This is a genomic window from Paenibacillus sp. JCM 18996, assembly GCF_055392555.1.
The window spans coordinates 3,279,093-3,297,344 of sequence record NZ_AP043884.1 but is presented as its reverse complement, the minus strand read 5'-3'; the positions used below and the strand labels follow the sequence as shown (position 1 = coordinate 3,297,344).

Sequence of the window (18,252 nt, the reverse complement as noted above, 5' to 3'; positions counted from 1 at the left end):
GGAGGAAGGAAAATGGATGGAAACAGCCGTAAGCTGGAAGAGCTGAGCATTATCAAAACAGAGCAATGGAGCGCAGAAGAGCTGGCATTTTATCACAGGGTAATGAGCGATTTGTCCCCATGGCTGAACTCGCAGGGAAACCACATCCACAACCAGATCATCACAGAAATCGAACACCGCGGCGGCCTTACTTACCATACATAAATGTTGATTTATTATATTAAATCAGTCATAATGATATAGGTAAACTACATATATATGGGAGGTATTTAGTCATGGCATATGAATTACCAGCTCTACCTTATCCAAATAACGCACTTGAGCCTCACATCGATGAGACCACAATGATGATTCACCACGATCGTCACCACAACACATACGTAACCAACTTGAACGCGGCACTGGAAGGCCAGGCCGACCTTCAAAACAAAAGCATCGAAGAGTTGATCAGCAACATGGAGAGCGTGCCTGAAAACATCCGTACTGCAGTTCGCAACAACGGCGGCGGACATGCCAACCACTCCCTGTTCTGGGAAATTATCGGACCTAACGGAGGCGGACAGCCTACCGGCGCTTTGGCCGATGCCATCTCTACCGAGCTTGGCGGATTCGACAAATTTAAAGAAGATTTTGCAAAAGCGGCAACTACCCGTTTCGGAAGCGGCTGGGCATGGCTGAGCGTGAACAACAACGGCAGCCTGGAGATCTCCTCCACTCCTAACCAGGACAACCCTCTGATGGAAGGCAAAACTCCTATCCTCGGCCTTGACGTGTGGGAGCATGCTTATTACCTGAAGTATCAGAACAAGCGTCCTGATTACATCGCAGCTTTCTGGAACGTTGTAAACTGGGATGCAGTGAACTCCCGTTACGAAGCAGCAAAGAAATAATTTTTCCGCATAGCGGGAAGGCAGCCGGTTGGCTGCCTTCTTTTTTTGCTGTATAGGAATTTATGCGGAGCAATCTGTGGATAAAGGGGGCTCCCCAAAAGCGGCAATCAAGACTGCATAAAAGAGCGAAGAATTCGGATGAACACGTTCGGGAACGTATAAGACTCCATTTCTTCAGGCCGGATCCAGCGGTAATGGTACGGGATAAATCCCGATCCGCTGCCCGATCCCCGTTCTTCGGCGAGCTCGCAGCGGTACACCCTGAGGTTCCAATGGATATGGCTGAACGTATGCTCCGCATCCATAATCCAGCCTTTGGGTGACACCTTCACCCCGTCCCGCTCCAGGAGCAGCCGCTTCAGCCCGGCTTCCGCACCATCTGCGGCCGCCGCCTCGCCCTGCATCTCCACCTTCGCATGCCGAGGCTCGCCGATGTCCTCCACACGGTCCGCCGATGACAGCAGGCCCTCCGCCTTCACTTCCACATGCGGAAGCTCCCACATCCTGGCCAGCAAACCTTCCTGCGGACGTTGGCGAATCAGCAGCTTCCCTGCGTGCTCGCCCGTCCCTTCGATCAAAGCCACTGCACGATGTTCGGGACGCGGAGGCTTCGCCTTTTTCTTGACGGGCAGGGCCAACTCCGTCCCTTCCAATCGCGCGGAGCAGTGCTCCATAACCGGACAAGTGAGGCAGTGCGGTGCGCGGGGAGTGCATACGAGCGCGCCCAGCTCCATAAGCGCCTGGTTAAAATCCGACGCCGAGCCCTCAGGAATCAATTCCCTCGCCAGCTTTTCCATGGCGATTCTGGTGCTGCCTTTCGTAATATCATCCTTGATCAGGAAATACCTGGACAGCACCCTCATGACATTCCCGTCTACGGCGGGCTCTGGCAAGTTATACGCGATGCTCAGAACGGCCCCCGCCGTGTACGGGCCGACTCCCTTGAGCGAGGAGATCTCCTCCTTCTGCTGCGGAACGATCCCTCCGTACCTCTCGTGCACTTCCCTCACCGCGGACTGGAGATTTCGCGCGCGGGAGTAATAGCCCAGCCCTTCCCAGGCTTTCAGCACCTCTTCCTCCGGAGCGGAGGACAACGCTTCGACGGTGGGGAATTTTTCTATGAATCTGTGAAAATAAGGGATAACTGTTTCCACACGGGTCTGCTGAAGCATCACTTCGGAAATCCAAATATAGTAAGGGTTGCTGGACCTTCGCCACGGCAGATCCCTTTTGCTCACCAAATACCATTCCAGTAAACCGGTTGTAAAATAACTCTTCTTCTCTTCCAAAGATACGGACATGTCAATTCCTTTCGGGCTATTTTTTTAGTAAATACCGTACGCTAACTTCCTTCTATTATAATAGATGGCGGCGGACCGGCAAACCCCGATCACACATTTGACTAATGTCCCAAAAAGTCGTAATCTACGGGTATCTGTCGAGGTGAATCATACAATGAGTAAAATGACTGTAGAAAATACATACAAATCCTCACCTTCCTTCTCCCCTCGGGAAGCGGCGGCGATGGTCCCTTTTGCGGTAATATGGGGGGTCCAGTGGATTGTCTCCTCTTTGATTGAATATTTGGGCCAATGGTTTAATATCCTATGGTTGGAGCCTTACACGGTATACACCGGATTGATCGTAACGGTGCTGTGGGCGATCCGTGCAGGAGTGAAAGGCTTGCCGGCAGGTTTCCTGTCCGCCACAGTCCTTCCCGTGATGCTGCTCGCGGCGGCTGTCTGGGTGCTGGAATATGTACAAGCGGTGGATCCGTTCTTTGTGCCTGTGTTTCGATCGTTTATCCTGTCTTTGCTGCTGGTTGTCGCCGGAGTTCAAGGAATCAGGGTGATGGCGGAGATGGGGCTGCTTTTATTCGTACTAACCGCTATTATTGCCTTATGGTTTCTCGGGTTTTCCCATTTGGTTCTAGGCGGGTTCGGGGGCTTATGCCTGCTCGGAGGCGGTTGGATGGTAAAGAAATACGACAGCAAAAATGACACGTCGAGGAGATAAGCCATGCATAAAAGATTTTACTCGCTTGGGGCCGTAATAGGGTTAAGTCTGCTTCTGTCGGCCTGCGGCGCGAAATCCGGAGCCCCTTCCAATCAACCCGCGCCGTCTGACGGGAAAGACCATTTGGCCGATGCGCCCGCGGAAGTGCAAAGCCTTTATAAAGGCAACTGCTTAAGCTGCCATGGTCCGGATCTTTCAGGCCGGGTCGGCCCCAATTCGAACCTTCAGCATGTGGGGGCCAGGATGGCCCAAGATGGAATTTCCAAACAGATTACAAATGGCGGAAAAGGTATGATGGCCTTCGGATCGAAGCTGAAGCCGGAGGAGATTAAAGCGTTGTCCGAATGGTTGGCTGCAAAAAAGTAGTGCTGGTGCACAAACTCCCACAAGCTGAGCGTATAATATTGAAGGCTGTCCGGCATATGACTGGACAGCCTTCAATCGTTACTCGCGATTTTCCGCTACGGCAAAAGCTACCGCAGTCGTCTCGCTGTGGGATAAGCTGAGATGGATAAGCATTTGGCACTCCTCATATCCCAGCCTGTCCCAGGCCGCCGGAGAGATTCGGCAGACCGGTTTGCCAGCGGCATCCGGGATGATCTCCATGTCCTGAAGCCCCAGCTGCCGGCCGATTCCGCAGCCCAATGCTTTGCTGACCGCTTCCTTAGCCGCAAACCGGCCCGCCACAAACTCGTGCAGCCGTGCTTTTCTCACAGCCGCCAGCTTCCTCTCCTCCGGCGTCAATACACGCTCGATAAACCGTTCTCCCGCCTGGGCCTCCAGCAGCCGGCCGATCCGCGAGATTTCCACGATATCCGTACCTGTCCCGATGATCACTTTCGTTCCTACTTTCGAAGATACTTTAAACTCCCGGAATATCATTGCGCTTATGAGCTGTGCGCTCGTAGCGCTCCACAAGCTTGGCGGCCGCTTCAGGATTGATGCTTTTTCCTTCAAGAAAATCGCTGTTGTCCTCGTAAGTAATGCCGAGCTCGCCCTCGTCCGTCTGTCCTTCCCACAGCCCCGCGGTCGGAGCCTTATCCAGCACCGATTGCGGCACGCCCAGCTTCGCGGCAAGAGCACGGACCTGACGTTTGTTCAATGTGCTGAGCGGAGTGATGTCCACTGCGCCGTCGCCCCACTTGGTGAAGAATCCTGTGATCGCTTCGGAAGCGTGATCCGTGCCCACGACAAGCAGATTCAGGTCAAAAGCAAGAGCGTACTGGACCACCATGCGGGTTCTGGCTTTAATGTTCCCTTTGCCTCCGCGGCTCAGATGCTGATTCACTCCGATCGATTTCAAAGCATGCTCGGTTTCCAGCGCGATTTCATTGACCGCCTCTTCAATGTTGGTCTCGACGGTGTGTTTCAGGTCGAACGCTTTGGCAACCGCATAGCTGTCTGAAATATCGACCTGCTCGCCATAAGGCTGGAAAACGCCCAACGTCTTGTATTCCTTGCCTTGCTCCTTCGTGAGCTCATCCGTCGCCTGTTTGCACAATCCCGCCGCCACAGCGCTGTCAATCCCGCCGCTTATAGCGATAAGCAGGCCGTCGGCCTTTGCGTCAAGCACATACTTCTTCAGAAAGTCGACTCTTCTGCGGACTTCCTGATCCACGTCAATGTGCGGCTTTACGCCCAACGCCTTGATAATTTCCTGCTGCTTGTCCATAGCAGTCACTCCTCATCCCTTATTTTACGGCAGCCGCGTCACCATGATCGTAAAGTGAGGTAAAGACTCTGTAGGATGCCTTTTGTACTAGTATAATTGACCGCATGGGAGAATACAAAATCATCCTGCCGGCGTGAAGCCGACAGGATGATGGAAGAAAGGCTTATTTGCAGTATTCGTTGAAAGCTGCCTTCAAATCAGCGGCAATCATGTCCGCGGAACGGTCTTCGATCTGATGGCGCTGAATAAAATGGACCAGCTCGCCGTCCTTGAACAAAGCGATCGAAGGGGATGACGGAGGATACGCCGCCAAATATTCGCGGGCTTTCGCCGTAGCTTCCTTATCCTGGCCTGCGAATACGGTGAACAAATGATCCGGCTTCACTTCGTTCTGCAACGCTCTTGCGACACCAGGTCTGCATTGGCCTGCCGCACAGCCGCAGACGGAATTGATAACAAGAAGCGCCGTACCTTCCGAGTAAGGCAGGTTCTCGACGACCTCGTCGGGAGTCCTGAGTTCCTTGATTCCCAGCGTTGTCAGTTCATCGCGCATCGGTTGGATCATATCTTTCATGTATCTTTCAAATGACATCATATTCAATCACTCCTTTGACCTCTTTGTTTTATTATACATCGGGCCGAAAGGATTGCAAAGCGGGATACCGCCCCACCGGCTCAATTTCCCGCACCGGACTTGCCGGGATTCTCCTCCGCCTGGGACCCGTACACTCTTGCAGAATCCTGGACAGGATGATTGAGAAATCCTGGCCCCGCCTCTTCCCCATCTTCAAAAATGGCCCGGTTCCCCGCCGAATGAAACCCGATGTCCTTAAAAGGATGCACCCACTCATCGCCCGACATGATGGCAGGATCGGTTTCCGTGCTCCACTGCTCCAATGGAGAATTCGCCGAAGCGTATTCATGGTCCCCGATTAACACGCCGTGCGAGTTGATGAAAGGCTGCCTCGGGCCCCTGCCTTCGAGAAACTCCGGAAGAAAATTGATCTCGTACGGATCCAGGTCCTCCCGCTCTTCATTCTGCCGCTCATTCATATAATGCCCCCTTAAAAGAAAGGTTGGTTGGCGCTGTGAAACCGCTGTGGTCTGCCATCCGAATCCTGCCCTTTCCTTATTCAATGGCTTGCCGCTCTTAGTATGCGTAGCCGCTGCCGCGTCTCATACCAAAGTTCCCGTTTGTCATCTATAATGGTTATGCAAGTAACTTTTGTGTAAAATCACCGCTTTGTCGGAACAATAAGAAAACCTCTATCGAGGCCATTCAAGGATGAGCGACCGCGATTTAACGGTAGGGTTTTGTTGGTAAAGGAAAGTCACATCCCGCTTTAATGCTTTACGACTTTAACTTTCTTTAACGCTAAATTGCCTGGCGGCCGGTTCTCTGAGCTGGCTCTTTCAATACGGTAAAGCGTGCGGAGGTCCCATTGAAAAAGAAATTTTACATTCCTCTTCTCTGTTTGGCGGCTGTTGCGATTATTGCGGGTATTGTGTTATGGCGCACCAAAGAGTCTCTTCCTTCCGTGGTCGGCACCTGGGTATGGGATAACGGAACGGCTGCGGCGGAGCCGAACCCAATGCTCGATTTTGCCCAGGCCCACCATGTGAATTTAATCTTTTTAAAAGTGAACTATGACCAGGATCCGCAAATCTATAGAAATTTTAACCGCAACGCCTCCGAGAGAGGGATTCGGGTTCATCTGCTGGATGGCGACCCGTCCTGGGTCGAGCCTCAATCGGCAGCGGAAATTACGCGTATGACCGGTTGGCTGCTTGAATATAACCGTGCTTCCCGGCCTGCGGAACGTTTTTCCGGCCTGCATGTGGACATTGAGCCTTACAATACGCCAAACTGGAATTCCGCCGACCAGCGGGGTATTATTACTAAATGGGAAAACACGGTCGACTTTCTTATAAAAGAGGCCCGTAAAACGGAAAACGTGGAGATTGGGGCGGATCTTCCTTTTTGGCTGAATGAAATCGGCGCGGACGGAAGCCGCGGGAACACCCCTGATAAAAAGACGCTTGGCGACTGGATGATCGAGAGGTTCGACTCCGTTACGCTGATGGCCTACCGGGACCGCGCGCTTGGAAGCGGAGGCATTGTCGACATTGTGAAGGAGGAAGCGGCGTCCGCCGATTTGATCGGCAAAAAGATTATTGTCGGTGTGGAGACCAATCCCCGCAGCGAGAAGCACACGACCATGTATGAAGAAGGGCAGAGCGGCATGAGCAGGGAACTGAAGACGTTAAACAGGAAGATGCGGATGCATCCGTCTTATGCCGGTTATGCCGTGCATGATTACGCGGCTTGGACGAAACTGAAGCCATAAAGGTGGAAGTGAATCGATAAAAGGTTAGGGAGAGCTGTTATGGTTTACGATGTGATTGTCATCGGCGGAGGACCGTCGGGCCTGATGGCAAGTAGAGCCGCAGGCGAACGGGGCGCCAGGGTGCTTTTGGTGGATAAGGGAGATAAATTGGGGCGCAAGCTGGGAATTTCCGGAGGAGGCCGCTGCAATGTGACCAATGCCAAAGAACCGGACGAGCTGATCCGCAACATACCCGGCAACGGACGGTTCCTATACAGTGCTCTTGCGGAGTTCGGAAACCGGGATATCATGGCATTTTTCGAGGAGATGGGTATCCGGCTGAAGGAAGAAGACAACGGTAGGATGTTTCCCGTCTCGGATAAAGCTAAGACCGTGGTGGATGCCCTCGTGAACTGCGTTCGTTCGATAGGCGTGCATATCAAAGTAAACAGTCCCGTCGCAGAAGTTCTTTACCGAGAAGGAAGGGTAAGAGGCGTCCGGCTGCGGTCCGGGGAGGTGCTGCACAGCAGATCGGTGATCGTCGCCGCAGGCGGCAAATCAGTCCCTCACACGGGCTCCGAGGGCGACGGATACGCTTGGGCGGAGAAAGCGGGGCACACTGTGACTGAGCTTTACCCCACAGAGGTTCCGCTGACATCGGCTGAACCTTTTATCCGGAATAAAGAGTTTCAAGGCCTGTCTTTGCGGTCCATCCGCCTCACCGTATGGAATCCCAAAGGCAAAAAAATCATTGATCACCAAGGCGATATGATTTTCACGCATTTTGGACTTTCCGGGCCGGCGGCCTTACGCTGCAGCCAATTCGTGGTGAAAGCTTTGAAGAAGTTTGAAGTCGGGACGGTTCCCGTGACTTTGGATTTGTTTCCGGACAAAACCGCGGAGGAAATTTACGCAGAAACCGTGGAGATGGCAAAGAACGAATCCAAAAAAGCGGTGAAAAATGTGCTGAAGGGGTATCTGCCGGAACGAATGCTCAAGCAAATTTTCCTTAAGGCGGGCCTTCCGGAGGAAATCACATACGACAACATTCCCAAGCAGCAGTGGATGGAGATGTGCAGGACGGTTAAAGCTTTTCCCATAGCCGTGAACGGCACGCTGTCCATTGAGGAGGCGTTCGTGACCGGCGGAGGAGTGAACCTGAAAGAAATCGATCCGAAAACGATGCAGTCCAAGCTTATGGAAGGGTTATTCTTCTGCGGCGAAATTCTGGATGTGCACGGATACACGGGCGGCTATAACATTACCGCGGCTTTTACCACCGGCCACGCCGCCGGAACGGCCGCAGCCTTGCATGCGGGCAGTAATGCATGACGGTCTCGTGCGGAGTATTCCCTGTTCATGGCCCAAAGAGCTGAGAAATGCGTATGCGTGCAAGAGCATAAGCGCCGGCCCTTCTCCCTTGCCAACCCACGGGGACGGACGCATGTACAGGAATAGAATCACCCTTAGGGTGGAGGGGCATCGGCGCGGTCAACACACTGCACAACTTTGATTAACGGGAAAATATGCTGCTATTTGCGCTGTTCGATTGCTTTCCGATCCATATAACTGTAAAATATCCCGTTAATTCAAGCCATTCCGCCCAATTATTAGAATAACCGCTGAATTTAATGGATATTTTCCATTTAGAAGCATCTCTCACCATATCGAAGTCCAATTAAATACAGGATTTCCATTTAATTAAAGCAGGGTGAGCTTCCGCTGAACTTGAAGGAAAATATCCGGTGAAAACTCAATGGGATCCTACACGATATAACGCCGTAGGCTCAAAGGTAACTCTGGTTTGGAAACGAAGTTTTTTGCACAAAATCAACATCTCCCAGCGGATGAATGTATCTAAACCCACACACACTTATCCACAAGTTTATCGAACTTATCAATTTATCAATTTATCAACATTTTACGCACAGCCACCGAAAATCATAGTTTCCTGTACAATTAAAAAGGGCACACTCCACCGGATGCGGAGCATGCCTTTTTCTATGGCGATACATCGGCGCGGCGGCCTAAGCCGAGAGTCTATGTATTAGAACGCAGATTGGTTCTTCACAGCTTGCGATGCAGCGGCCGCCGAGGAAGAGGCCCTGACATTAGCCCATACGTTAAGGGCAAAGCACAAGACGCCGATCACTGTAACAGAGCCTCCTGCGATAATGAACGGCTCCGCCCCCGGGACCTGAGCAATGGACAGGAACAAACCGATAACAAACACAGGCAATCCAATGTTATGAAGCCAGAAATGTGCCTTTGCCAATCCGGTTTGGGCCGCCTTGGGGAAGGCATTGTACACCAGTCCCGATAACGCCAGCGAAACCCAGCCTAACAGATTGACGTGAGCGTGGAAAGTGGCGAACTGAAACTGCTGCGTGCTTCCGAGAACCATCCCGGCAATAACTCCGAAAAGAAAATAAAATACGGCGATTTGTATAAAACGAGCTCCCATCCTCTCACCCTTTCAAAATAATATTTTCGTTACAAACATATCACAGCCTATGTCCCCTGAATAAATAAAATTACCAATTCTATAATTTTTTTAAAAACCTCAAAAGCCGGGACTGCGGCTGCAATCCCGGCGGTTTCTCTACTGCGGGAACCGGGTTCTGCCCAGAAGCCGAGCTGCTCAATTACAGACGAATGCCTGCGGAAAAGTGGTCATATTCGTCCCTGGACGGGTCAAACTCATGGTCTTCGCCGTCGTCATCACGGTTACGCAGCGGCTCTGCCGCATCACTGTCCACCCAATCCTCATTCACGATATGCGCAGGAATCGGGAACATATCCTCGCTGTCGTAAGCCATGCAGTAAGCCTCTTCCTCCGTCACGGAGCTGTGCAGATGAACGAGACGCCCACCGTGCGATTGCGTGACTTCCAGAGCGGCGGTCAAATCGGCCTGCTCCACGGTGAGCGCTAATCCTGGAGACGTGCTTCCCCAGGTCACGGACGCCTGATATCCAAGCTCATTCAGCGTATCCGCCGCTCCCCGGGCCTCATTTTCCGAGCTGAATTCAAAATATAAAGGCGTATCCTGCATTCTCATTCATCCTTCCTAACAATCATTTGTCAAATTTAGCATGTCCCCGCCGGCCGTGCTTATTCCTTCAAAAAGCCCTTCGTCAATGCGAAAAAAGTGTGGTATGATGTTTTAAAAGTTCGACAAAAGCTGCATGATTGAAAGGGAGATAGCAATGACTAGAGACAATCACCACAAAATTCTTGACTGTACCATCCGGGACGGAGGATTGGTGAACAATTGGGATTTCAGCATCGATTTTGTGAAACACATGTATAAGGGACTGAGCGCCGCCGGGGTGGATTACATGGAAATCGGCTACAAGAACTCCCCCAAGCTGCTCAAAGGCGCTGAAGCGGGACCCTGGCGCTTTCTGGACGAAGGCTTCCTCAGAGACGTGATCACCGAGAAAACCGGTACGAAGCTGTCCGCGCTGGTCGATATCGGAAGAGTGGACGAGGCGGATATCCTTCCCGGAAAAGAAAGCCTGCTGGATCTAATCCGTGTCGCCTGCTACATCAAGGACGTAGATAAAGGGCTTGAGCTTGCAGAGAAGTTCCACACCATGGGCTATGAAACTTCCTTAAACATAATGGCTCTGACTCATGTGATGGAGAACGAGCTGACCGAAGCTTTTGAAGAAATCAACAAGAGCTCCGTAGATATCGTTTATGTTGTGGACTCTTACGGAAGCATGGATTACAAGGATATCGACTACATGGTGTCCAAGTTCCAGAGGCTGCTGCCGAATAAAGAGCTTGGAATGCATATGCATAACAACATGCAGCTTGCTTTCGCCAATACGATCCAGGGAGCCGGCAAGGGCGTCACTTACCTCGACTCCTCCGTCTACGGAATGGGCCGCGCCGCGGGCAACTGCCCTACGGAGCTTCTCGTCTCCTATTTGAAGAACCCTCGCTATGATCTGAAGCCGGTGCTGGATCTGATCGAGCGGCTGATGATCCCTCTCCGCGACAAAGTGGAATGGGGCTACATCGTGCCTTATATGATCTCCGGCGTGCTGAACGAGCATCCGCGTACCGCCATGGCGCTTCGCAGCAGCGAGGACAAAGACAAGTTTGTCGATTTCTACGACAGGCTGACTTCCGCCGAGATTGTTACCAAGGAGCAATAATAAAGCCCGCCAATTTCAGTTCACCACTGAGTTGGCGGGCCTATTTGTGTGACTGGCACTTATACGATAAAGCTCAGCTTCCCGCCGTTAGGCTGGGGAATGTCCGCCCATGTGCGGCCTTTGCCGTTGAACTGGGGCATCCATGGAGCAAGCGCTTCGAACATTTCGTCGCACAGGTCCCACACTTCCTGCGTAGTGCATACCGCAGCGGTCAATGGATCGTGCAATACCGCCTGCTTTACCAGCTCTCTGTTGCCGGTCAAAGCGGCTTCCACTGCCATTTCCTGTACCGAAACGCTCACACGGGTGGTGGCGGCGCAGGCCAACGGCAAGTCTCCGATGTAGGTAGGCTGGATGCCGTTGAGATCGACGTAGCACGGAATCTCGATCGTACAGCCGTCCGGCAGGTTCGTGATCAAGCCTGTATTCTCGATGTTAAAATGGCCCCTGTACTTCCGTCCCGTTTCCAGGCTCTCAATGATGTACGATCCGTGCTCTTCCGACCGGTTGCCAAGCTGAATCGTTTCGAGCTCGCCGCTGAGCCACTTGGGATATTTTTCCTTGTAATCGTGGCTCCCTTCCGTACATACCCGCAGATAGCCTCCGGTTTCGCCGCCGATCCAGCTGCCTCTGTAAATCCACTTTTCGATCTCGTCCTTGCGCTTGCGGTACCATGGCAGGTATTCGCTCAAATGGCCGTTCGACTCGGTGGAAAAATACCCGAACCTCCGCAAAACATCGATCCTGCACGGCTCCTGCTCGGCAAGCTCCGCGTTGTTCTCGAAGCCTTGAAGAATATGAGGCAGCATATTGTTGCCCTGGTGGCTTACCTGGACAAACCATGTCTGGTGGTTAATCCCGGCCGCGGTGAAATCCAGTTCCTTCTGAGGAAGCCCCAGCGCTTTGGAAATCAGGCTGTGGCTGTGCTGGACGCCGTGGCACAACCCTACCACCCGGATCCCGCCCGCCCTGCGCAAAGCCCAAGTGTTCATCGCCATCGGATTCGAGTAATTCAGCAGCAGCGCGCCCGGCGCCAGCTCTCTCATATCTTTGGCCAGGTCCAGCAGTACGGGTATCGTCCTCATCGCAAAAAAGATTCCCCCCGGCCCCAGCGTATCGCCGACGCATTGGTCTACTCCGTATTTTAGCGGAATTTCAATATCGTGCTTAAACGCTTCCAATCCGCCGACTCTCGCCGTACAGATAACGTAGTCCGCATCCTTGACCGCCTCTCTTTGGTCCGTAGTGGGAACGATCGTTGCCGGTACACCGCTCGTTTGGATCATTTTACGGCAAAGGTTGGTGATCATTTCCAGGTTCCGGGAATCGATATCCATAAAACGAAATTCGGTGTCCCTAAGCTCCTCCACAGCGAGAATATCCATCATAAGCCTTCGCGTAAAGCCGATGCTGCCCGCTCCGATCATGGCGATCCTGACCATTCAAATCCCCTCCAATGATAGTTTATTGCTTGACATCCGCCCTGCATGGTTACATAATATCGGTAAAAATGAACCTGTACAATGAGAAGTTATTTGCGAAAGGATGATACTTTATTGCTTCGTTACCGACGAGTGTGCAGCATTCCACTTACGCACTGCAGTACTTGAGCGCACCCTCCCTGCCCATGCAGCTGACCGGAATAGGCTGGTATGAGGTTGACTCCGACGACTATTATTGGGACGGCTTGCGGCGGGAGGGGCATTTTGCCCTTTTTCAATTTACGGTGTCCGGTGAGGGCCGGTTCTGCAGGGGAGGCAAGACCTACCCTTTAACCGAAGGGACGGGCTTTCTTTGCACCGTACCCAGCGAGCATCATTATTACTACCCGCAGCACGCCAAGCCTTGGGAGGTGCTGTACATTATCATCCGCGGCGAGGATGCGATCAACCACTTCCACCATTTGATCGAAAAGCTGGGCCCGGTCGTTTCTTTCAAGGAAGCGTATGAGCCTGTGCGGATTTTGCAGGAGCTTTACAAAGAGTTTGCCTCCAATCCGCAGATGGACAAATTCGCCATATCCGCGGAGCTGTACCGGTTCGTGACGGAGCTGCATCGGATGGCGGAAGGCAAGCAGGCGGACGGGGTGCACGGAGAACTGCCGGAATCGATTCTTAGAGCGATATCCTTTATGGAGAACCGATATGCGGGGGACATTTCAGTGGATGAGATCGCGGCCCGGGCGGGCCTGAGCAAGTTCCACTTTTGCCGGCAGTTTCAGAAGAAAACCGGGATGAAACCGATGCAGTATTTGCGCAAGATCCGTATCGAGAAGGCTGCGTGGCTGCTGAAGCATACGAACAAGACAGTGGAGACGGTCTCAAAAGAGGTCGGGTTTGAATACAGCAATTATTTTATAAAGGTATTCCGCGATTGGGTCGGCTGCACGCCTGGAGATTACCGGCAAGGTAAAAAGGTGCAGCCTTCGGCGTTTTTGCGCCTCGAGGTGTAAAACGTACCCTGCAAGGTGAAGATGAGCCCCGGATAAAAACTAAAGCAGCTGTTCCGGGGCCCGGCATCTGCTTTGCATATTATTTTACAACCAATACAGGAATCTTCGCGTGCTGCACCACATTATGGCTCACACTGCCAAGCACCCACTCGCGGATACCGCCCAGTCCGCGGCTGCCGATAACTATCAGGTCGCAGCCCTGCTCCTCGGCGCAGTCGAGAATGGCCTTGGCCGCGGGGCCTTCGAGCTGCATATATTCCGACGGATTGGAGAGCGGAGCCAGAGCAAGCTTGGCCTCCTCCAGTAATTGAGCGGAGTGCTCGTAGATCTGCTTCTGCATTTCATCGGACACGGTCACAAAGGCTTCCCCCGCTACAATGGCAGTACCCTGAATTACATGGACAACTGTGATTTTGGAAGACGGGCTATCCTTGGCCAGGGAAACGGTTTTATCCAATGCCTTGCGGGAAGCCTTCGAGCCATCAAAAGCTAGTAAGATGTTGGAAAATGACATGGCCGATCACCTCATTGGAAGGATGTTATGCTTTTCCTCTCCATTATACACCTGCTGCAGGGCAATAAGAAATTAAACTGGAACAACGTGATCGCATATAGCGAGCAGCGAACCGTATCCCCCCCACTTGGATAAGGTTAACAAAATATTAATATGATCGCATATCTCTCTTGACACAAGCTTCTTATCCTATTAATTGACATGCCAATATAAAACTAGGAGCGATTGTATGAAAAAGTCATTACAAGCATGGATCGGGGTCAGCTTAACATGCACAATGCTGCTCGGCGGCACAGCATCCGCTGCGGCTTCAGACACTTCCGACGCAGCGCTTCGCACGACGGTCGAGGGTATCAACGGTACGCTCGGGTGGGCAGCGGAAACTCAGCAAATTACTGTAGACGTTGGCGGCAGCAAGGCAATGCTAAAGCTCGGCTCCATAGACGCTGTCATTAAAGGACAAGCCGTCAAGCTTGACAAGGCGCCTTATTTGGTAAAAGGAGCGACGCAAGTGTCGGCAGCTACCGCGAAGCAACTGCAGGACGAGCTGAAGGCCAGCGACAAGCTGCTGTTTACGTTCTCCTCGGTCGGCGACTGCCGGATCGACAGCACGGTCACCGACGCTTCGGCTCAAGATCTGAAGTGGCTTGTCAACACCAAAGTATTGACGCGAATGATGGATGAGATGCAAGCGCAGAAGTCTAACATGCTTTTCTACAACGGCGACATGATTATGGGATATACGCCGAACTCCGATGTCAACATTCTGAACCGCGAGTATGCGTTCTGGCGCGGCGTCGTCGGAACCGCCTTCGAGCATGGCATGTACGTGTTCCCTGTACCGGGAAATCATGAAACTCAGGACAACTATAAGGACGCGGGCGGCAAGACAGTGAAAAAGTCGACACAAGCCAATGAAGACACCTGGCGGGATAACATGGGCGATATCATCGTCGACCAGAAGCGGTTTGCTCAAATTCTGGGTGACAATATCGCCGGATGGGATCCGGACAACTTTCCGCAAATCGGCATGGACCATATCACGACACAGCAAAAGCAGCTCGATTACTCGTTCGATTACCGCGGCTCGCACTTTGTTGTCATCAACACGGATCCGACCGGCAACGATTCCCATGCGCCGACAGAGTGGCTGGCGAAGGACCTCGCCGATGCCAAGGCACGCGGCATGAAGCACTCGTTTGTATTCGGCCATAAGCTTGCGTACACATATTTTTACGATACTTCGGCCACGGTCAGCGGACTCGATGTCGATATGGATGCGGCCAACGCGTTCTGGAAAGTCATTCAAGACAATAAAGCAACCTACTTGAGCGGCCATGAGCACATCTTCAACGTCAGCCGTCCGAACAACGGCTCTGCATACCAAATCATCGTCGGCTCAGGCGGGTCACCATTCGAAGCGAAGAAGCCGACAAACAACCCGATCGACCGGAATTATGCTTATATCACGGCGAAGGTATACGAAAGCGGTAAGGTACATTTCGATGCCTACGGCTTCGATGCAAACTACGGCCCGACGCAAAATTTCTTAAGCTGGGATCTCAACCAAGGATTCTAAGAAGCGGATTCGGCGTGTAAGCAGAAAGCTACCAACAATGCAGCACTGAGATTCAACAGAGCATTTATTTTAAACATCTGATTTTTGTAAAAAAAGGGACAGACGATCCTGGCTGCAGGAAGGTCTGTCCCTTTTTACTATGTCGAATGCATCAATGCGTGCGCTCCTTAAACGTGTGACAGCAAGTATCGGTGACACCGGAAGCCGAATCCTGATGCTTCGTGTCATACTTCTCATGGCCTGTGCCTTGCGGTTCTTTCTTCTCCGCGTGCGAGTTGATCTCGATCATGATCGTCTCCGCCACGCAGTTGTTTCCTTCAGCCCAATACTCACAATTTTCAACACTGCATTTTACCATTGGATTCTCCATTTTCCATCACCTCTCTATGCATATTTATCTATAAATACCACACACGAGTAAAAACTAAACAACGGAGAGTCACAGCTTGTCACAGTAAAAACGAATGGCTTCCCGCATGAATGCGGCCAAACCTTGTTTACGCTTATCCTATATTTACCGTATCCTAACTGCGCTAAAAACTGCACATTTACCGAGTCCTATTGTAGAAAATGCAATCGCTTAAGCGATAATGGCTTCCATATGGACATTTGATTGTACAAAATACAATGCGCGTCTGTTGCTTGTCACTGTTTATAGACAAGGGCCGTCCCGGCGCATTACACGTTGCGGAACAGCCCTTTTTCCCATCAAATGGATTAAATTTCTACAGGCTTCGTTTTAGCAGGCCTCAGCGGCGGGGTTCCTGTCAGCCTTGGCTGGTTCCAAAGCTCCGCCCATTTGCGCAATGCCGAAATCAGAATGACCACGCCAAGCACGAGCATAATGATCGACAGGGAAGCATTGAGTACACTGTGCCCTTTGCCCGGAGCCAAATATACATTCTTGACCATCCAGTATCCGGCATACATAACGGTGACGTACAGATAAGCCAAAGGCACCAAGGCGGTCAGGGCGTACCAGCGTTTATCCGCAATTTTGAGAATGACCGTCGTACCGATGATCAGTCCGATCGATGCCATCAGCTGGTTAGACACCCCGAATAGAGCCCAGATGGAGCCGATGTCTCCTGAGTACAGAAGGTAGCCCCATAAGAAACAGGCTAATGCGCTGGCAAAAATAGAACCGGGCATCCAATCCACTTTCTTGAGCGGCTTGTAGAAGTCGCCGAGGAAATCCTGGATCAGGTATCGGGATACGCGGGTACCCGCATCAATCGCCGTAAGAATGAACACCGCTTCAAACATGATTACGAATTGGAAGAAGTAGGAGGACAAATTTTGGAACCATGGGATATTGGTAAAAATGTAGGTCATCCCGACGGCCAAGGAAACCGCGCCTCCTGTTCTGCCTTCCAGATTCAAGCCTACTTCCTTGGCCAGCTGCGGCAGATGCTCGACATGCATTCCGAGAGTTTTGAACACTTCGGGGGTAGAGTTAATGGCAAAATAGTCCCCTGGCTGCAGAGCAGTGGCTGCAATCAGCGCCATTACGGCGACAAGGCATTCCACCAGCATCGCGCCAAAGCCTACGACCTTGATATCGGTCCATTTGTTAAGCATTTTCGGTGTCGTACCCGAGCCAACCAACGCATGGAAGCCCGAAACGGCCCCGCATGCGATCGTAATGGAAATGAACGGCCACACCGGACCGGCAATGACAGGCCCTCCCCCGTTAATGAACTTCGTGAAGGCCGGAAACGGAATCGCGGGATTCACTGCGAATACACCTAGAATCAGTGCCGCAAACACGCCCAGCTTCATAAAAGAGCTGAGGTAATCCCTTGGAGCGAGAAGCAGCCACACGGGAAGCGCCGCCGCAAAGAAAGCGTAGATAGGCAAAATGAGCGCCAAAGTGCTTTTGTTGAAAGTAAGCAGCTGTCCGATGACAGTGTCTTTAATCCACGGCCCGAACAAAACCGCAGCCATAACGAGAATAATGCCTACGATTGAAGCTCCCTTTAAATTCCCGGTTTTCTTGTAATACAGGCCAACGCCCATAGCGATCGGGATCGTCATCCCTACGGCGAAAGTACCCCAAGGGTTTTTCTCCAAAGCGTTAAGCACAACCATTGACAAACCGGCCATCGTAATGGTAATGATGAACAACATCGCAAGACCGGTGCAAAAGCCGGCCACAGGCCCCATTTCCTTCTTGGCCACCTCGGACAGGGACTGTCCGTCCCTCTTCATCGAGGCGAACAGCACAACGGTATCGTGCACTGCTCCGCCGACGACGGCGCCGACCAGGAGCCAGATCAACCCGGGAAGATAGCCGAATTGAGCTGCCAGAATCGGTCCCACCAACGGACCCGCTGCGGCTATTGCGGCAAAATGATGTCCGAACGCAACCCATTTGTTCGTCGGCACATAATCTTTGCCATCCTCGCGGGTATGCGCCGGGGTAGGGGTGGAGTCGTTCAGCTTGAGCACTTTTGCCGTCATAAACGTCCCGTAAAGCCGATAGGCGATCATTAAAATACACATTACCGCGACAACTATTGTAATCGCATTCATATTAGTCCCTCCTGCCATGGTACGTAGAAATATATTACTGCTAGTACTGGTATATACCTATCATAACCTATGAAAAAGAGGTGATAACGTTTTCATGGCA

General features: G+C 52.0%; 20 protein-coding genes. 9 read left to right on the top strand and 11 right to left on the bottom strand.

Features of this window, described 5'->3' with window-relative positions; all coding sequences use genetic code 11:
* The first annotated feature begins 12 nt into the window (after window positions 1-12).
* Window positions 13-204 (top strand): hypothetical protein, encoded by a 192-nt coding sequence (locus ACZ5N7_RS16280; RefSeq protein WP_464655636.1) that lies wholly within the window; start codon window positions 13-15, stop codon window positions 202-204.
* Between the two features lie 71 nt (window positions 205-275).
* Window positions 276-890 carry a superoxide dismutase gene (locus tag ACZ5N7_RS16275; protein WP_464655635.1) on the top strand — a complete coding sequence of 205 codons (615 nt, stop codon included), beginning with the start codon at window positions 276-278 and terminating at the stop codon, window positions 888-890.
* 107 nt (window positions 891-997) lie between these two features.
* Here the strand turns inward: ACZ5N7_RS16275 and mutY are convergent, their stop codons facing one another.
* Window positions 998-2,191 carry an A/G-specific adenine glycosylase gene (mutY, locus tag ACZ5N7_RS16270; protein ID WP_464655633.1) on the bottom strand — a complete coding sequence of 398 codons (1,194 nt, stop codon included), beginning with the start codon at window positions 2,189-2,191 and terminating at the stop codon, window positions 998-1,000.
* 154 nt (window positions 2,192-2,345) lie between these two features.
* Here mutY and ACZ5N7_RS16265 point away from each other — a divergent pair, with 154 nt between their 5' ends.
* Both ACZ5N7_RS16265 and ACZ5N7_RS16260 read left to right on the top strand, forming a co-directional pair.
* Window positions 2,346-2,906, top strand: coding sequence for a hypothetical protein (locus tag ACZ5N7_RS16265; RefSeq protein ID WP_464655631.1), 561 nt, complete (start codon window positions 2,346-2,348; stop codon window positions 2,904-2,906).
* 3 nt (window positions 2,907-2,909) lie between these two features.
* The gene (locus ACZ5N7_RS16260; protein ID WP_464655630.1) at window positions 2,910-3,272 is read left to right on the top strand and encodes a c-type cytochrome; all 363 of its coding nucleotides are present in this window, start codon (window positions 2,910-2,912) and stop codon (window positions 3,270-3,272) included.
* A 78-nt stretch (window positions 3,273-3,350) separates the two neighbouring features.
* On the opposite strand, the gene acpS is transcribed toward ACZ5N7_RS16260, so the two are convergent.
* The 4 genes from acpS to ACZ5N7_RS16240 all read right to left on the bottom strand — a co-directional run bounded on the left by acpS (window position 3,351) and on the right by ACZ5N7_RS16240 (window position 5,631).
* Window positions 3,351-3,743 carry a holo-ACP synthase gene (gene acpS / locus ACZ5N7_RS16255; RefSeq protein ID WP_464655628.1) on the bottom strand — a complete coding sequence of 131 codons (393 nt, stop codon included), beginning with the start codon at window positions 3,741-3,743 and terminating at the stop codon, window positions 3,351-3,353.
* A gap of 25 nt (window positions 3,744-3,768) precedes the next feature.
* Entirely contained in the window at window positions 3,769-4,578 is an 810-nt protein-coding gene (gene nadE, locus ACZ5N7_RS16250; protein ID WP_464655626.1) for an ammonia-dependent NAD(+) synthetase, read from the bottom strand.
* Window positions 4,579-4,741: 163 nt separating this feature from the next.
* A complete protein-coding gene (locus tag ACZ5N7_RS16245; RefSeq protein ID WP_464655624.1) occupies window positions 4,742-5,173 on the bottom strand; it encodes a BrxA/BrxB family bacilliredoxin in 432 nt (143 codons plus the stop codon).
* 80 nt (window positions 5,174-5,253) lie between these two features.
* Window positions 5,254-5,631 carry a DUF3905 domain-containing protein gene (locus ACZ5N7_RS16240; RefSeq protein WP_464655622.1) on the bottom strand — a complete coding sequence of 126 codons (378 nt, stop codon included), beginning with the start codon at window positions 5,629-5,631 and terminating at the stop codon, window positions 5,254-5,256.
* 389 nt (window positions 5,632-6,020) lie between these two features.
* Between ACZ5N7_RS16240 and ACZ5N7_RS16235 the strand changes: the two genes are divergently transcribed.
* Together ACZ5N7_RS16235 and ACZ5N7_RS16230 are read left to right on the top strand one after the other, a co-directional pair.
* On the top strand, window positions 6,021-6,926 hold the full coding sequence (locus tag ACZ5N7_RS16235; protein WP_464655620.1) for a hypothetical protein: 906 nt from the start codon (window positions 6,021-6,023) through the stop codon (window positions 6,924-6,926).
* A gap of 39 nt (window positions 6,927-6,965) precedes the next feature.
* Complete coding sequence (locus tag ACZ5N7_RS16230; protein WP_464655619.1) at window positions 6,966-8,237, top strand: BaiN/RdsA family NAD(P)/FAD-dependent oxidoreductase; 1,272 nt, start codon at window positions 6,966-6,968, stop codon at window positions 8,235-8,237.
* A gap of 715 nt (window positions 8,238-8,952) precedes the next feature.
* Here the strand turns inward: ACZ5N7_RS16230 and ACZ5N7_RS16225 are convergent.
* Window positions 8,953-9,369 carry a cytochrome-c oxidase gene (locus tag ACZ5N7_RS16225; protein ID WP_464655617.1) on the bottom strand — a complete coding sequence of 139 codons (417 nt, stop codon included), beginning with the start codon at window positions 9,367-9,369 and terminating at the stop codon, window positions 8,953-8,955.
* 181 nt (window positions 9,370-9,550) lie between these two features.
* A complete protein-coding gene (locus ACZ5N7_RS16220; RefSeq protein ID WP_464655616.1) occupies window positions 9,551-9,964 on the bottom strand; it encodes a hypothetical protein in 414 nt (137 codons plus the stop codon).
* Window positions 9,965-10,112: 148 nt separating this feature from the next.
* Between ACZ5N7_RS16220 and ACZ5N7_RS16215 the strand changes: the two genes are divergently transcribed.
* Window positions 10,113-11,072, top strand: coding sequence for an aldolase catalytic domain-containing protein (locus tag ACZ5N7_RS16215; RefSeq protein WP_464655615.1), 960 nt, complete (start codon window positions 10,113-10,115; stop codon window positions 11,070-11,072).
* A 59-nt stretch (window positions 11,073-11,131) separates the two neighbouring features.
* Here ACZ5N7_RS16215 and melA read toward each other — a convergent pair whose 3' ends face one another.
* On the bottom strand, window positions 11,132-12,514 hold the full coding sequence (melA, locus tag ACZ5N7_RS16210) for an alpha-galactosidase (protein ID WP_464655613.1): 1,383 nt from the start codon (window positions 12,512-12,514) through the stop codon (window positions 11,132-11,134).
* Between the two features lie 134 nt (window positions 12,515-12,648).
* Between melA and ACZ5N7_RS16205 the strand changes: the two genes are divergently transcribed.
* The gene (locus tag ACZ5N7_RS16205) at window positions 12,649-13,524 is read left to right on the top strand and encodes an AraC family transcriptional regulator (RefSeq protein ID WP_464655612.1); all 876 of its coding nucleotides are present in this window, start codon (window positions 12,649-12,651) and stop codon (window positions 13,522-13,524) included.
* Window positions 13,525-13,603: 79 nt separating this feature from the next.
* Here the strand turns inward: ACZ5N7_RS16205 and ACZ5N7_RS16200 are convergent, their stop codons facing one another.
* On the bottom strand, window positions 13,604-14,038 hold the full coding sequence (locus ACZ5N7_RS16200; RefSeq protein ID WP_464655611.1) for a universal stress protein: 435 nt from the start codon (window positions 14,036-14,038) through the stop codon (window positions 13,604-13,606).
* A gap of 229 nt (window positions 14,039-14,267) precedes the next feature.
* On the opposite strand from ACZ5N7_RS16200, the gene ACZ5N7_RS16195 reads away from it, so the two are divergent.
* A complete protein-coding gene (locus ACZ5N7_RS16195; protein ID WP_464655609.1) occupies window positions 14,268-15,617 on the top strand; it encodes a stalk domain-containing protein in 1,350 nt (449 codons plus the stop codon).
* Between the two features lie 151 nt (window positions 15,618-15,768).
* Here the strand turns inward: ACZ5N7_RS16195 and ACZ5N7_RS16190 are convergent, their stop codons facing one another.
* Both ACZ5N7_RS16190 and ACZ5N7_RS16185 read right to left on the bottom strand, forming a co-directional pair.
* Window positions 15,769-15,975, bottom strand: a complete 207-nt coding sequence (locus ACZ5N7_RS16190) for a DUF1540 domain-containing protein (RefSeq protein WP_464655608.1) — start codon at window positions 15,973-15,975, stop codon at window positions 15,769-15,771.
* Window positions 15,976-16,334: 359 nt separating this feature from the next.
* A complete protein-coding gene (locus tag ACZ5N7_RS16185; RefSeq protein WP_464655606.1) occupies window positions 16,335-18,152 on the bottom strand; it encodes a carbon starvation CstA family protein in 1,818 nt (605 codons plus the stop codon).
* Between the last annotated feature and the right edge of the window lie 100 nt (window positions 18,153-18,252).

Bases quoted from the DNA above. Each gene is read 5' to 3' on its own strand.
- ACZ5N7_RS16280 (WP_464655636.1), top strand. From the start codon at position 13: ATGGATGGAAACAGCCGTAAGCTGGAAGAGCTGAGCATTATCAAAACA.
- ACZ5N7_RS16275 (WP_464655635.1), top strand. From the start codon at position 276: ATGGCATATGAATTACCAGCTCTACCTTATCCAAATAACGCACTTGAG.
- mutY (WP_464655633.1), bottom strand. From the start codon at position 2,191: ATGTCCGTATCTTTGGAAGAGAAGAAGAGTTATTTTACAACCGGTTTA.
- ACZ5N7_RS16265 (WP_464655631.1), top strand. From the start codon at position 2,346: ATGAGTAAAATGACTGTAGAAAATACATACAAATCCTCACCTTCCTTC.
- ACZ5N7_RS16260 (WP_464655630.1), top strand. From the start codon at position 2,910: ATGCATAAAAGATTTTACTCGCTTGGGGCCGTAATAGGGTTAAGTCTG.
- nadE (WP_464655626.1), bottom strand. From the start codon at position 4,578: ATGGACAAGCAGCAGGAAATTATCAAGGCGTTGGGCGTAAAGCCGCAC.
- ACZ5N7_RS16245 (WP_464655624.1), bottom strand. From the start codon at position 5,173: ATGATGTCATTTGAAAGATACATGAAAGATATGATCCAACCGATGCGC.
- ACZ5N7_RS16240 (WP_464655622.1), bottom strand. From the start codon at position 5,631: ATGAATGAGCGGCAGAATGAAGAGCGGGAGGACCTGGATCCGTACGAG.
- ACZ5N7_RS16230 (WP_464655619.1), top strand. From the start codon at position 6,966: ATGGTTTACGATGTGATTGTCATCGGCGGAGGACCGTCGGGCCTGATG.
- ACZ5N7_RS16225 (WP_464655617.1), bottom strand. From the start codon at position 9,369: ATGGGAGCTCGTTTTATACAAATCGCCGTATTTTATTTTCTTTTCGGA.
- ACZ5N7_RS16220 (WP_464655616.1), bottom strand. From the start codon at position 9,964: ATGAGAATGCAGGATACGCCTTTATATTTTGAATTCAGCTCGGAAAAT.
- ACZ5N7_RS16215 (WP_464655615.1), top strand. From the start codon at position 10,113: ATGACTAGAGACAATCACCACAAAATTCTTGACTGTACCATCCGGGAC.
- melA (WP_464655613.1), bottom strand. From the start codon at position 12,514: ATGGTCAGGATCGCCATGATCGGAGCGGGCAGCATCGGCTTTACGCGA.
- ACZ5N7_RS16200 (WP_464655611.1), bottom strand. From the start codon at position 14,038: ATGTCATTTTCCAACATCTTACTAGCTTTTGATGGCTCGAAGGCTTCC.
- ACZ5N7_RS16195 (WP_464655609.1), top strand. From the start codon at position 14,268: ATGAAAAAGTCATTACAAGCATGGATCGGGGTCAGCTTAACATGCACA.
- ACZ5N7_RS16190 (WP_464655608.1), bottom strand. From the start codon at position 15,975: ATGGTAAAATGCAGTGTTGAAAATTGTGAGTATTGGGCTGAAGGAAAC.
- ACZ5N7_RS16185 (WP_464655606.1), bottom strand. From the start codon at position 18,152: ATGAATGCGATTACAATAGTTGTCGCGGTAATGTGTATTTTAATGATC.